This is a genomic window from Pseudonocardia hydrocarbonoxydans (assembly GCF_006539565.1).
In the GTDB taxonomy this organism is placed as follows: domain Bacteria; phylum Actinomycetota; class Actinomycetes; order Mycobacteriales; family Pseudonocardiaceae; genus Pseudonocardia; species Pseudonocardia hydrocarbonoxydans.
The window spans coordinates 143,170-155,591 of the sequence record NZ_BJNG01000018.1 but is presented as its reverse complement, the minus strand read 5'-3'; the positions used below and the strand labels follow the sequence as shown (position 1 = coordinate 155,591).

At 75.0% G+C, this 12,422-nt stretch carries 12 protein-coding genes; 8 read left to right on the top strand and 4 right to left on the bottom strand.

Translation table 11 applies throughout. From position 1 onward, the window contains the following. Window positions 1–162: 162 nt before the first annotated feature. Together PHY01_RS13335 and PHY01_RS13330 are read left to right on the top strand one after the other, a co-directional pair. A complete protein-coding gene (locus PHY01_RS13335; RefSeq protein ID WP_141278953.1) occupies window positions 163–1,125 on the top strand; it encodes an alpha/beta hydrolase family protein in 963 nt (320 codons plus the stop codon). 341 nt (window positions 1,126–1,466) lie between these two features. Further along, on the top strand, window positions 1,467–2,174 hold the full coding sequence (locus PHY01_RS13330) for a M23 family metallopeptidase (RefSeq protein ID WP_246085874.1): 708 nt from the start codon (window positions 1,467–1,469) through the stop codon (window positions 2,172–2,174). 113 nt (window positions 2,175–2,287) lie between these two features. Here PHY01_RS13330 and pcrA read toward each other — a convergent pair whose 3' ends face one another. Continuing rightward, complete coding sequence (gene pcrA / locus PHY01_RS13325) at window positions 2,288–4,642, bottom strand: DNA helicase PcrA (protein ID WP_141278951.1); 2,355 nt, start codon at window positions 4,640–4,642, stop codon at window positions 2,288–2,290. Window positions 4,643–4,854: 212 nt separating this feature from the next. Here pcrA and PHY01_RS13320 point away from each other — a divergent pair, with 212 nt between their 5' ends. The 3 genes from PHY01_RS13320 (at window position 4,855) to PHY01_RS13310 (ending at window position 6,460) form a co-directional block, all read left to right on the top strand. Next, window positions 4,855–5,142: a chorismate mutase gene (locus tag PHY01_RS13320; RefSeq protein WP_141278950.1), complete on the top strand. Its 288-nt coding sequence runs from the start codon at window positions 4,855–4,857 to the stop codon at window positions 5,140–5,142. A gap of 30 nt (window positions 5,143–5,172) precedes the next feature. Continuing rightward, on the top strand, window positions 5,173–5,490 hold the full coding sequence (locus tag PHY01_RS13315; RefSeq protein WP_141278949.1) for a hypothetical protein: 318 nt from the start codon (window positions 5,173–5,175) through the stop codon (window positions 5,488–5,490). A 154-nt stretch (window positions 5,491–5,644) separates the two neighbouring features. Continuing rightward, window positions 5,645–6,460 (top strand): hypothetical protein, encoded by an 816-nt coding sequence (locus PHY01_RS13310; RefSeq protein WP_141278948.1) that lies wholly within the window; start codon window positions 5,645–5,647, stop codon window positions 6,458–6,460. Window position 6,461: 1 nt separating this feature from the next. On the opposite strand, the gene PHY01_RS13305 is transcribed toward PHY01_RS13310, so the two are convergent. Both PHY01_RS13305 and PHY01_RS13300 read right to left on the bottom strand, forming a co-directional pair. Then, the gene (locus PHY01_RS13305; protein ID WP_141279008.1) at window positions 6,462–7,109 is read right to left on the bottom strand and encodes a response regulator; all 648 of its coding nucleotides are present in this window, start codon (window positions 7,107–7,109) and stop codon (window positions 6,462–6,464) included. A gap of 8 nt (window positions 7,110–7,117) precedes the next feature. Continuing rightward, on the bottom strand, window positions 7,118–8,386 hold the full coding sequence (locus tag PHY01_RS13300; protein ID WP_141278947.1) for an ATP-binding protein: 1,269 nt from the start codon (window positions 8,384–8,386) through the stop codon (window positions 7,118–7,120). Window positions 8,387–8,427: 41 nt separating this feature from the next. Here PHY01_RS13300 and PHY01_RS13295 point away from each other — a divergent pair, with 41 nt between their 5' ends. Beyond that, entirely contained in the window at window positions 8,428–9,588 is a 1,161-nt protein-coding gene (locus PHY01_RS13295) for a PspC domain-containing protein (RefSeq protein WP_170183788.1), read from the top strand. Next, entirely contained in the window at window positions 9,581–9,775 is a 195-nt protein-coding gene (locus PHY01_RS13290; RefSeq protein ID WP_141278945.1) for a hypothetical protein, read from the top strand. The genes PHY01_RS13295 and PHY01_RS13290 overlap by 8 nt, the downstream gene beginning before the upstream one ends. A gap of 89 nt (window positions 9,776–9,864) precedes the next feature. Here PHY01_RS13290 and guaA read toward each other — a convergent pair whose 3' ends face one another. Continuing rightward, window positions 9,865–11,409, bottom strand: a complete 1,545-nt coding sequence (gene guaA, locus PHY01_RS13285) for a glutamine-hydrolyzing GMP synthase (RefSeq protein WP_141278944.1) — start codon at window positions 11,407–11,409, stop codon at window positions 9,865–9,867. A 125-nt stretch (window positions 11,410–11,534) separates the two neighbouring features. Between guaA and PHY01_RS13280 the strand changes: the two genes are divergently transcribed. Continuing rightward, complete coding sequence (locus PHY01_RS13280; protein ID WP_141278943.1) at window positions 11,535–12,419, top strand: endonuclease domain-containing protein; 885 nt, start codon at window positions 11,535–11,537, stop codon at window positions 12,417–12,419. Window positions 12,420–12,422 lie beyond the last annotated feature (3 nt).

Below are 12,422 nucleotides of genomic sequence, written 5' to 3'. Positions count from 1 at the left end.
ACGAGCCGCTCTCCGGCTCTCGGGAACGCTGCTGCGACGACCCTAGCGACGCGGCCCGGACCTGCCCTGACCTGCCCCGGTGACTGCTGTCACCCCCGGACGGACAGGGCGGTGTGTCAATCAGGGACAGCGCGACGGCGGTCACTGATCTACCGTCACTCCATGGCGCTGGTCCGCGCGGGACTCGACCGTCTGGCCACGATGGCCGGTGCGGTCGGCCGCACCGCGGCCGAGGTCGGCCGGGCGGGCACCTACGTGGCCCGCACCGTCGGCACACCGGCGGGCGTGCGCGGCGTCGCCGTCGAGTGGGCGTGGCTGGCGGCGCACCTGGCGGTGTACCCGGCCGGGCTGGTGCACGAGACGTTCGCCGCGACCGGTGACGGCTACCGCACCGACCCGCTGCCCCCCGAGCGCCGCGGCCTGCTGGTGGCCGACGTGGAGGGTGCCGGATACCCGATCCTGCTGGTGCACGGGATCATGGACAACCGTTCGGTGTTCACCGTCTTCCGCCGGGCGCTGCGCCGGCGCGGGTTCGGCGTCGTGCACGCGGTCAACTACAGCCTGCTCACCGGCGACGTCCGGACCGCCGCCCACGAGCTGCGCGGGCACGTGGAGCGGCTGCGCGAGCTCACCGGCGCCGAGCGCGTCCACATCGTCGGGCACTCGCTCGGCGGGATGATCGCCCGCTACTACGTCCAGCGCCTCGGCGGCTCCGACGTCGTCGACACCCTGGTCACGCTGGGCAGCCCGCACACCGGCACGCTCAGCGCCTACCTCATGCCCACCCCGCTGGCCGCACAGCTGCGCCCCGGGTCGGAGCTGCTCGACGAGCTGGCCCGGCCCGCACCCGGGTGCCCCACGCGGTTCCTCGTGGTGTGGAGCCGCATGGACCAGATGATCGTCCCGCAGCGCAACGCCCGGCTGGCCCACGAGGACCTGCACGTCGAGCACCTGGAGCTGCGTGACGTCGGTCACCTCTCCCTGCCCATCGACCCCCGCTCGGTGCACTGGGTCGTCAGCGCCCTCGCTCGTTCGGACCACCGCCGTCACCCGTTCCGCCGTGGTCAGGCCGCGGGCGGCCGCGAGCCGACCACGTACCGCAGGCGCTCGTCACCCGCGTCCTGACCGGTCGTTCCCACAGCCCGACACGCCGTCCGCGGATTTGCCTCCCCCGCGTGACCACCGCTACGTTTCGCGCGTCCGCATCACGGACCGGTCACGACGGCAGCAGGGCATCCCCCGAGATGCCCGGCGGGATCCCCAGCCCACGCCGACCGGGACGCGACACGGGCAGACCGCTTATCCGTCGAGAAGGGCAGGTCGTGGCGCGCCACCGCTCCCCCAGCGGCGCTCCGGACCACCTCGCCGACGCGACCACGCAACTGCGCGCCGTCGCCGTCCCCGGGGTGCACCGGCTACCCGCGCCACCCACCGCGTCCGTCCGTGGACGCGTGACGGTCGCCGCCGTGGCCACCGGAGCCGTCGTCGCGGCCGGACAGACCGCCGTCACACCCCTGCTCGAGACCACCGAGCCCCCGCCCGTCACGATCGCCGCGCTGCTCCCGGTCGCCGAGACCGGGCCGGCGCCCTTCCCGGTCGACGCCATCGGCGGCGACCAGCTGCTGCCCGCGTCGCTGTCGATCAGCGGGCTCGACGCCGAGTCGCAGGTCGACGTCGAGAACCTCACCAAGGCCGTCGAGATCGGACAGGAGCTGGCCCGCCGCGACGCCCTGCTCGCCTCGGCCCTCGCCTTCGGCGCGCCGCTGGCCAACCTCGTCGGCGACCAGGCGTTCGTGCAGCCGACGCTGGGCCGCTTCACCTCCGGGTTCGGCGGCCGCTGGGGCACCTCGCACAACGGCATCGACATCGCCAACGCCATCGGCACCCCGATCTACGCCGTCACCGACGGGGTGGTCGAGGAGTCCGGCCCGGCGTCGGGCTTCGGGATGTGGGTGGTGCTGCGGCACCCCGACGGCACCAAGTCCGTCTACGGCCACATCAACCGCTCGCTCGTGCAGGTGGGCGACGAGGTGCGCGCGGGCGAGCAGATCGCCGAGCTCGGCAACCGCGGCTTCTCCACCGGCCCGCACCTGCACTTCGAGATCCACGACGCGAACGACAACCCGATGAACCCCCGCCCGTGGCTGGAGCAGCACGGGATCGACGGCTACTGACCCGGGCCGCGCTCGCGCTCCGCGACCGGCCCCGGAAGATCACCGGGTGGGCGCGTTTCCGGCGGGATGTCGCCGGAAACGCGCCGAGACGACGATCAAGGCGCCGTCCGCGCCTACAGCTTCTGCAGCGGCACGCCGCCGATCAGCATCAGCCGCACCGTGCCGGCGCTGCCGAAGTCGATCGTGACGGTGGCGCGGGCGCCCGTGCCGTCGGCGGCGGTGACCGTGCCGAGGCCGTACTTGTCGTGGCTGACGCGGTCGCCGACGTCGAGGCTGAGCGTGGGCACCGTGGACGCCTTCGGCACGTTCCAGCTGCCCCGGTCGGTGGCGGTGCTGCGCCGGCCGAAGCCGAAGCGGCCCACCGGCGCGGAGCGCTCGGGCTCGGCGCGGCGCCAGTCGACGAGGGTGTCGGGCACCTCGGCGAGGAACCGCGACGCCGGGTTGGCGTTGGGCTGCCCGAACGCCGAGCGGATCATCGCCCGCGACAGGTAGAGCCGCTGCCGCGCCCGCGTGATGCCCACGTAGGCGAGCCGCCGCTCCTCGGCCAGCTCGGCCGGGTCGCCCATGGCCCGCATGTGCGGGAACACGCCGTCTTCCCAGCCGGTGAGGAACACGACGGGGAACTCCAGCCCCTTCGCCGTGTGCAGCGTCATCAGGGTGACCATGCCCTGGTCGTCGTCGGGGATGGAGTCGGCGTCGGCGACCAGCGCCACCCGCTCCAGGAACGCCGCCAGCGAGCCCGGCGCCGGGAGCCCGTCGTCGACCTGATCGCCACCGGACTCCGGGTCGACGGCCACGTCGGCCACCGCGGCGTCGCCGGCGAACTCGCGCGCGACCGTGACCAGCTCGGCGAGGTTGTCCAGCCGCGAGCCGTCCTGCGGGTCCTCGCTGGCCTCCAGCTCGGCGGTGTAGCCGGTCTTCGCGTAGACGGCCTCCAGCAGCTCCGCGGTCTCCTCGCCGCGCTCCACCAGCTCGGCCAGCTCGTCGAGCATCCGGACGAACCCGGCGATGGCCCGCTGCGAGCGCGTGACCAGCCCGGGCACCCTCCCGGGGTCCTCGGCGGCGACGCGCAGGGCCGTGGCGAAGGAGATCCGCTCGCGGTCGGCGTAGGAGGCGACCATCTCCTCGGCCCGCTCGCCGATCCCGCGCTTGGGCACGTTGAGGATGCGGCGCAGGCTCACCGTGTCGTCGGGGTTGGACAGCACCCGCAGGTACGCGAGCGCGTCGCGCACCTCCATCCGCTCGTAGAACCGCACCCCGCCGACGATCCGGTACGCCATCCCGACCCGGGCGAACACGCCCTCGAACACCCGCGACTGGGAGTTGGTGCGGTAGAAGACGGCGATGTCGGAGTTGCGGTACTCCCCGCTGTCGACGAGCCGGTCGATCTCCTGGGCGACGAACGCGGCCTCGTCGTGCTCGTTGTCGGCGACGTAGCCGACGACCTTCTCCCCGTCGCCCGCCTCGGACCACAGGCGCTTGTCGCGCCGGTCGGGGTTGCGGGCGATGACGGTGTTGGCCGCGGTGAGGATCGTCTGGGTGGAGCGGTAGTTCTGCTCCAGCAGGATGGTGCGCGAGTCCGGGAAGTCCTTCTCGAACTCCACGATGTTGCGGATGCTCGCGCCGCGGAAGGCGTAGATCGACTGGTCGGAGTCGCCGACGACGCACAGCTCGGCCGGCGCCGCCCCCTCCACGGCCGGCGCCACCAGCGCCCTGACCAGCGCGTACTGGGCGTGGTTGGTGTCCTGGTACTCGTCGACGAGCACGTGCCGGAACCGGCGCCGGTAGTACTCGGCGACGGCGGGCAGCCGCTCCAGCAGCGAGACCGTCTCCATGATCAGGTCGTCGAAGTCGAAGGCGTTGGCGGTGCGCAGCCGGGCCTGGTAGACGCCGTAGACCTCGGCGACCTTGCGCTCGTACTCGTTCGTGGCGCGCTCCGCGGCGTCATCGGCGGAGAGCAGCTCGTTCTTGAGGTTGGAGATCTGCGCCCCGACCGCGCGGGGGGCGAACTTCTTGGGGTCCAGCCCCAGGTCGCGCGTGACCATGCCGATCAGCCGGCGTGTGTCGTCGGCGTCGTAGACGGAGAACGCGCTGCGCACGCCCAGGTGCTGGGCCTCGCGGCGCAGGATGCGCACGCACATCGAGTGGAACGTGGAGACCCACATCGCGTTGCCGCGGCGCCCGACCAGCGCGTCGACCCGCTCCTTCATCTCGGCCGCGGCCTTGTTGGTGAAGGTGATCGACATGATCTCGCCGGGGTGCACGTCGCGCTCGGCGAGCAGCCAGGCGATGCGGTGGGTGAGCACCCGCGTCTTGCCCGACCCCGCCCCGGCGACGATCAGCAGCGGCGTCCCGGCGTGCACGACCGCCTCGCGCTGGCGCGGGTTGAGCCCCTCCAGCAGCGCCGCACCCCGCTTCGTGCGGGGGGTGGTGACGGTGGTCTGGGGCAGTTCGAACAGCGCACTCATCGTGTCGAACAGGCTACCGCCGCCCCCGACGCCCTTCCGCTGTGGCACACTCCGACGGTGCGATCGCAGTGCGGGCGATTTTCCTACGGGTACCGGATCCCGGTGCCCGTGGCGGCCCTGCGCTGACCAACCCACGAGCCCCGGTGTCCAGGTGACCCGGGGCTTCTTGCTGTCACGGGTCGGGCACCGGCGATGAGGAGGAGACCGTGACCATGAGCGCCGAACAGACCCCGCCCCAGGACGACATCCCGGCCGAGGACGAGATCCAGGAGCTGCGCAGGGAGATCGACCACCTCGACGCCGAGATCCTGCGGCTGGTGGTGCGCCGCAGCGAGGTGTCACAGCGGATCGGCCGCGCCCGGATGGCCGCGGGCGGCCCCCGCATCGTCTACAACCGCGAGATGGCGGTGCTCGCCCGCTTCCGCGAGCTGGGCGTCGAGGGGCGCGAGCTGGGCATGCTGCTGCTGCGGCTGGGGCGCGGGCGGCTCGGCGGGCGCTGAACCCCGGCACCGCGTGGCACCCTGGACGACATGGGTGATCTGTTCGGTCTGGTGGCGTTCCTCGTGGCCCTCGCCGGCCTGCTCGTCGCGCTCGGCCACGTCGGGCACCTCGCGATGCTCAACGGCGCCGCCCGCACGCGCGGTGCTGCGGGCGGGGCGACGTCGGACTACGTCGCCGGGCGCTGGAAGGTCGCGGGCGGCACGGCCGCGGCGGCCGCGTTCGGGCTCCTGCTCACCAGCGGCGGCCTGCCGCTCGACGTGCTCGGCCTGCTCGTCGCGGGCGGGGCCGGTGTCGTCGCGAAGGGTGCGCTGGACCAGACGCGGGGCCGCTTCCGCGGCCAGGCCTGACCCGGCGAACGGACGAACGGTCTGTCATCCTCGATGAGCGGTAATACGCCGAACAGGTGAACGACGCCGAGCGGGCGAGCAGCACTTGGCTCCGTACGGCGACGTCCGGTAGACATTCGGCAACATGTTCACTCCACGGGAGGACGTCGTAGCTGTGCCTCAGATGGTGTCCGGCGTCGCCGACCCGATCGCGCCCGCCGACGTCGTCACGGTCGCCGAGCTCCTGCACCGCTACGCGCCGGACCCGACCACCGGGCCGCTGACCGTCGGCAGCCTGCTGCGCCGCGAGGGCCACGAGCCGTCCGCCGACCGCACCGGCGACCGGGACGGGGCCCCGCGCGGCCCCGGCGCCGTCGTCCGCCGCGGCGCCATCGCCGCCGCGGGCACGCTGGTCGTCGCGGGCTCGGTCCTCGGCGCGGCCGTGCTGGGCGACACCGGGGTCACCGGTGCCGCCGGCGGCACCGGCACCCCCGGCGGCTATCCCGGCGAAGGTCGCCTCGACCTCCCCCAGGCCGGGGTCGGCGCCATCCCGTCCGTCGTCGACAACACCGCGCAGAGCGACCCGCTCGACGCGGGCGACGCCGCGCCGCGCACCTGGACCGACATCGCCTTCCCCTCCGGCGTCACCGCCCCCCCGACGGCCCCGACCGTGGGCGGCGCGCCCACCGTCCCGGCGACCGGCGGCGGCACCGGCACCGGCGGCGGCACGGGAACGGCCGGCGGCGGCACGGGAACGGCCGGCGGCGGCACCACGGGCGGGTCGACCGCCGGAGGCGGCGCCCCCGGCCCGGCCGCGGAGGCACCGCAGCGCTCCGGACTCGGCGGCGCCGTCGCGGGCGTCGGCGAGGCGGCGGGCGGCCCGGTCGGCGGGGTCGTCGAGGATCTCGGCGGGGCCGTCGGCGGTGTCGGCGACACCCTCGGCGGCGGCAGCCCGAGCCTGGTCGGCGAGCTGGCCCGCGGCCTGCTCTGAGCTAGACCAGCCGCCGGTCCGACGCCCAGCGCGACAGCTCGTAGCGATTGGACAGCTGCGTCTTGCGCAGCACCGACGACACGTGCGTCTCGACCGTCTTCACCGAGATGAACAGCTCCCCGGCGATCTCCTTGTAGGCGTACCCGCGGGCCAGCAGCCGCAGCACGTCGCGCTCGCGGCGGGTGAGCAGGTCGAGTTCGGGGTCCCCGGGTGGGGCCGCCCCGGGCTTCTGGGAGAACACGTCGAGCACGAACCCGGCCAGCCGCGGCGAGAACACCGGGTCGCCGCCGTGCACCCGGCGCACGGCGTCGGCCAGCTCCCGCCCGGAGATCGTCTTGGTGACGTACCCGCGCGCCCCGGCCCGGATCACCGCGATGACGTCCTCGGCGGCGTCGGAGACCGACAACGCGAGGAACACCACGTCCGGCAGCTCGGGGCGGAGCTGGCGCAACACCTCGGCCCCGCCGCCGTCGGGCATGTGCACGTCGAGCAGGACGACGTCGGGCCGGTGGTGCCGGATGGCGGCCACCGCCTCGTCGACCGACCCCGCCTCGCCCACGACGGTGACGTCGGGGACGGCGCGGTCGAGCTCCGCGCGCACCCCGGAGCGGAACAGCGCGTGGTCGTCCACCAGGACGACCCTGATCATCGCTTCGGTCACGTCGCCGCCTCCTCGTGCGTGCGCACCGGCATCGCCAGGTGCACCTCGGTGCCCTCGCCGGGCGTGCTGCGCAGCCGCACGGTACCGCCGTGGCGGCCCATCCGGCCGTGCACGGAGTCGGCCAGGCCGTGGCGGTCCCCGGGCACGTCGTCGGGGTCGAAGCCCGAGCCGCGGTCGCGCACGAACAGGTTGACCTCGTCGTCCTCGACCTCGCAGTACACCGACACCTCCGCCACGCCCGCGTGCTTGGCCGCGTTGACCATCGCCTCGCGACCGGCCAGCACGAGCGCGCGCAGGTGGTCGTCGAGCGTGCGGTCGGCCCCGACGACCACGGGCGCCACCGTCACCGCGTAGGTGTCCTCGACCTCCGCCGCCGCGGCGGCCAGCGCCGCGGTCAGCCCCTCGTCGAGCGCGGCGGCCCCCCGGCCGTAGCCGCCCGGCCCGTAGAGCCACGCCCGCAGCTCACGCTCCTGTCCACGGGCGAGCCGGGCCACCTCGCGGGGCTGGTCGGACTGGCGCTGGATCAGCGCGAGGGTCTGCAGCACCGAGTCGTGCAGGTGCGCGGCGATCTCGGCCCGCTCGGTCTCCACGATCCGCTCGCGGCGCTCCTCGGTGAGCTCGCGGACCAGGCGCACCCACCACGGCACCGTCAGCACACCGACGCCCACCAGCGTGGCCAGCACCGCGAGCAGCGCGAACTGCACCTGCCCGAGCTGGAGCTGTCCGAACAGGAACACCGCGATCCCGGCGGCGACGAACAGCGCCCCCGCGACGGTCCGCCACAGCGCGTTGCGCCCGCCGGATCCGGTCCAGCGGCGGCGCTGGCCCTCGTCGGCCTCGCGCCACACCAGCGCCGCGCCGACGGCGGCCACCCCGAGCGGGCCGACGATCCAGCCGACGAGGTCGTTGCCCAGCGCGGCGGCCGTCAGCGCGGCGGCGACGCCGAGCGCGGCGAGACCCAGCGCCTGCTGCCGCTCGCGTCGCGGGGTGGAGCGCTCGACGTCCGAGCTCTCCTGCCGGACGAAGACCCACAGCAGGCCGTAGGCCAGCGCGCCCGCCCACCACATGGCCGCGAGCGCGATGAAGGCGGCGCGGACCCAGGTGACCGGGATGCCGAGGTGGTCGGCCACCCCGCCCGCGACGCCCGCGACGAGCCGGCCGGTACGGCGGCGGGCCAGCGGTGGGGTCGGCGTGTTCACCGCACCATCGTCACACGCACCGGCCGGGTGGACATCGGGGGAAACTCGGGGGTGGGCCGGGGTCATCCCTCATGATTCGACCCACCGCGGCGAGCAGGGTGGTGGACATGGACGGGACAGAGCTGCGGACGAGCCTCCGCGAGATGTGGGACACGCGGCCGGCACGGCCGCGCGAGGGCCGGCAGGTCGCCGGCGTGGCCGCGGGGATCGCGCACCGCTACGACGTGGACCCGGTGCTGATCCGCGTGGCGTTCGTCGTCGCCGCGTTCTCCGGGGTCGGCGTGCTGCTCTACGTCGCGGGCTGGGTGGTCCTGCCCGACGGCCGGGACACACCGTCGGCGCGGTCCGGGCCGCGCGGCGCCGCGCTGGTGGCGCTGGCCGTCATCGGCGCGATCGCGGTCGGTTCCGTGTTCGACGGGCGCGGCTTCGGCATCCTGCCGCTCGCCGTCGCGCTCGGGCTGCTGTTCCTGCTGCACCGCAGCCGCGGCGGGCGCACCGTCCCCCCGGCGCCGGTCACTCCCGCTGACGAGCCGGGCACCGTCTCGCTCGTCAAGGGCACCCCGCCGGCCTGGGACCCGCTCGGCGCGGCCCCCTTCGCCTGGGACCTGCCCGAGCCGGGCGGGCCGCCACCCGCCCCGGCCCGCCGCCGCCCGCCGGTCACCGCGGTGACGCTCGGGCTCGCGCTGATCGCCGGCGGGGCCACGGCCCTGCTGATGCTCACGCTGGGCGTGCTGACGGGGTCGAGCGCGCCGGTGCTGCTCGGGGTGGTGCTCGCGGTGCTCGGGCTCGGGCTCGTCGCCGGGGCGTTCCTGGGCGCGGGGCGCGGGCTCGTCCCCGCCGCCGTCCTGGTCGGCCTCCTCACCTGGGGCACCCTCGCGATGCCGTTCGACGAGTGGCCCGAGGGCGGCTTCGGTGACCTGTCCGCGAGCCCGGTGACGCCCGCCCAGCTCGCCCCGCTCTACACGCGGTCGGCCGGGGACGTCGACATCGACCTGAGCCGCCTGGACCTCTCGGGCACCGGCGGCCCGGTCGCCACCGAGATCCGCCTCGGCGCGGGCGACGTCACGATCACCGTCCCGGCCGACGCCGACCTGACGCTGGCGGGCGCCGTCGGGGCCGGGTCGATCCGCTACGGCGGCGAGGTGCGCGAGGGCGTCGACGCCCGGCTCGACGCCTCCGACCTCGGCGCCGACGGCGTCGCGGGCGGGCGCCCGCTGGAGATCACCGTGCACGCCAACGCCGCCGACGTGGAGGTGCTCCGTGGCTGAGCTGCAGACCCGGCGTCGCCGGCCCGACCCCCTGACGCTCGTGACCGGCGTACTCGCCCTGGTCCTCTCGGTGTTCGCCTTCGTGGGTGAACTGCCCGCGATCGACCCCCGATGGCTGCTCGCGGGCGGCGCGGCGGTCGTCGGCCTGGTACTCCTGGTGGGGAGCCTGACGAACCGTCGGGAGTAGCACGGCCCGTCCCGGGGGCTGGGGAGCGACCCGGGACAGGCGGCGGACGGCGGGCGGTACCGGGTCGGGGGACCCGGGACCGCCCGCCGTCATTCCCACTCGATGGTGCCCGGCGGCTTGCTGGTGACGTCGAGGACCACGCGGTTGACCTCGGCCACCTCGTTGGTGATCCGGGTGGAGATCCGCTCCAGCACCTCGTAGGGCAGGCGCGTCCAGTCGGCCGTCATCGCGTCCTCGGAGCTGACCGGCCGCAGCACGACCGGGTGCCCGTAGGTGCGCCCGTCGCCCTGCACCCCCACGCTGCGGACATCGGCGAGCAGCACCACCGGGCACTGCCAGATGCTGTCGTCCAGCCCGGCCGCGGTGAGCTCCTCGCGGGCGATCGCGTCGGCGGCGCGCAGCGTCTCCAGCCGGTCCCGGGTGACCTCGCCGATGATCCGGATGCCCAGCCCCGGCCCGGGGAACGGCTGGCGCCCGACGATCGCCTCGGGCAGCCCCAGCTCCCGCCCGACGCGGCGCACCTCGTCCTTGAACAGCGCCCGCAGCGGCTCCACCAGCGCGAACTCGATGTCGTCGGGCAGGCCACCGACGTTGTGGTGGCTCTTGATCGTGGCCGCACCGGACCCGCCGCCGGACTCGACGACGTCGGGGTAGAGGGTGCCCTGGACGAGGAACCCGACGTGCTCGTCCTGGGCCACGGCGGCCGTGGCCGTCTCGAAGACCCGGATGAACTCCCGGCCGATCGTCTTGCGCTTGGCCTCCGGGTCGGTGACGCCCGCGAGCGCGTCCAGGAACCGGTCGGCCACGTGCTCGGTGTGCAGGCGGGCCCCGGTGGCCGCCACGAAGTCGCGCTCGACCTGCTCCCGCTCCCCCGAGCGCAGCAGGCCGTGGTCGACGAACACGCAGGTCAGGCGGTCCCCGATGGCCCGCTGGACGAGGGCTGCGGCCACCGCGGAGTCGACACCGCCCGACAGCCCGCAGATCGCACGGCCGTCACCGACCTGGGCGCGGACCGCGGCGACCGTGTCGTCGATGATCGAGGAGGTGGTCCAGCCGGGGGCGATGCCCGCGACCTCGTGCAGGAACCGCGCCAGCACCTGCTGCCCGTAGGGCGAGTGCCCGACCTCCGGGTGGTACTGCACGCCCGCGAGCCGCCGGTCGGTGTCCTCGAACGCCGCGACGGCCGCCCGCTCGCTCGACGCCGTGACCGTGAACCCCTCCGGCGCGCGGACCACGGAGTCGCCGTGGCTCATCCACACCGGGTGCCGGGCGGGCGTGCCGTCGTGCAGGACGCCGCCGCACACGGTGAGCTCGGTGCGCCCGTACTCGCGGGTGCCGTCCGGGGCCACCTCCCCACCCAGCGCGCGCGCCATCGCCTGGAAGCCGTAGCACAGGCCCAGCACCGGGATGCCCACGGTGAACAGCTCCGGATCGACGACGGGCGCCCCCTCGGCGTACACGCTCGACGGCCCGCCGGACAGGATGATCGCCGCCGGCTTGCGCGCCACGATCTCCTCGACGGGGGTGTCCCCCGACACGATCTCGGAGTAGACCTGCGCCTCCCGCACCCGGCGGGCGATCAGCTGGGCGTACTGGGCGCCGTAGTCGACGACGAGGACGGTCGGTGGTTGCACCCGCCCACGATAACCACCGCGAGTGCCACCTCGTCGTCGCCGGCAGCGCGCTCACGACGCACTCGGAAGGATCACCGTCCGGGGGGACGGCGGAACCGGAGCGGCCGCGTCCCCGTCCAGGTCGGATGCTCACCGAACCGTTCCGCGGCACCCTGGCCGTCGCCCGCGGCCTCGTCACACCGGGGCAGCTGCGCGGGCCCCGCTTCCACCGGCTCCTGCCCGACGTCCACGTCCGCGCGGGCCGGGCGGTGGACCTGGCTCTCCGCTCCCGGGCTGCGGCGCTGTTCGTCGCCGGGCGCGGGGTGCTGGGCGGGTTCTCCGCGGCCGAGCTTCTCGGCGCCTCCTGCGGCCCGGCCGACGCGCCCGCGGAGGTGGTCCTGCTCGACGGACACCGCCAGCGCCCGCTCGACGGCCTGCTCGTGCGCCGCGACCGTCTCCACCCGCACGAGGTCACCATGGTCGGGGGGACCCCGGTGACCACGCCCCGCCGCACCGCGTTCGACCTCGCGCGGCGCCTGCCGGTGGTCGAGGCGGTGGTCGCCGTCGACGCGCTGGCGTTCGCCTGCGGCCTCGCCCCCGCCGACCTGCTCGCCGTGGCGCGCGAGCACCGCGGGGCCCGTGGCACCGGGCGGCTCGCCGAGATCGTCGGGCTCGCGAACCCCCTCGCGGAGTCACCGATGGAGACCCGCGTCCGGCTGGCGTTGGTGTTCGGTGGCCTTCCCGCACCCGTGCTCCAGCACCCGGTCGGGCCCTACGACCTGGACATGGCCTACCCCGCCTGGCGCGTCGCGATCGAGTACGACGGCCGCGCGCACCTGACACCGGCGCGGGCGACGCGGGACCTGGAGCGGCAGGCCCACCTCACGGCGGCCGGCTGGACGGTCCTCCGGTTCCGGGCGGGCACGGTGCTCCACAGCCCCGCCACGATCCCGGCGACGGTCCGCCGGCACCTGGCGGCCGAGGCCCGCCGCCGCGGCGTCACCCTCGCCGAGCTCCTGAGCGCCGCATGAGCC

What these genes read in the sequence shown, in the direction of transcription:
- PHY01_RS13335 (WP_141278953.1), top strand. Translation starts at nt 163, where the DNA reads ATGGCGCTGGTCCGCGCGGGACTCGACCGTCTGGCCACGATGGCCGGT.
- pcrA (WP_141278951.1), bottom strand. Translation starts at nt 4,642, where the DNA reads ATGAGTGCGCTGTTCGAACTGCCCCAGACCACCGTCACCACCCCCCGC.
- PHY01_RS13320 (WP_141278950.1), top strand. Translation starts at nt 4,855, where the DNA reads ATGAGCGCCGAACAGACCCCGCCCCAGGACGACATCCCGGCCGAGGAC.
- PHY01_RS13315 (WP_141278949.1), top strand. Translation starts at nt 5,173, where the DNA reads ATGGGTGATCTGTTCGGTCTGGTGGCGTTCCTCGTGGCCCTCGCCGGC.
- PHY01_RS13305 (WP_141279008.1), bottom strand. Translation starts at nt 7,109, where the DNA reads ATGATCAGGGTCGTCCTGGTGGACGACCACGCGCTGTTCCGCTCCGGG.
- PHY01_RS13300 (WP_141278947.1), bottom strand. Translation starts at nt 8,386, where the DNA reads ATGACCCCGGCCCACCCCCGAGTTTCCCCCGATGTCCACCCGGCCGGT.
- PHY01_RS13295 (WP_170183788.1), top strand. Translation starts at nt 8,428, where the DNA reads ATGGACGGGACAGAGCTGCGGACGAGCCTCCGCGAGATGTGGGACACG.
- PHY01_RS13280 (WP_141278943.1), top strand. Translation starts at nt 11,535, where the DNA reads ATGCTCACCGAACCGTTCCGCGGCACCCTGGCCGTCGCCCGCGGCCTC.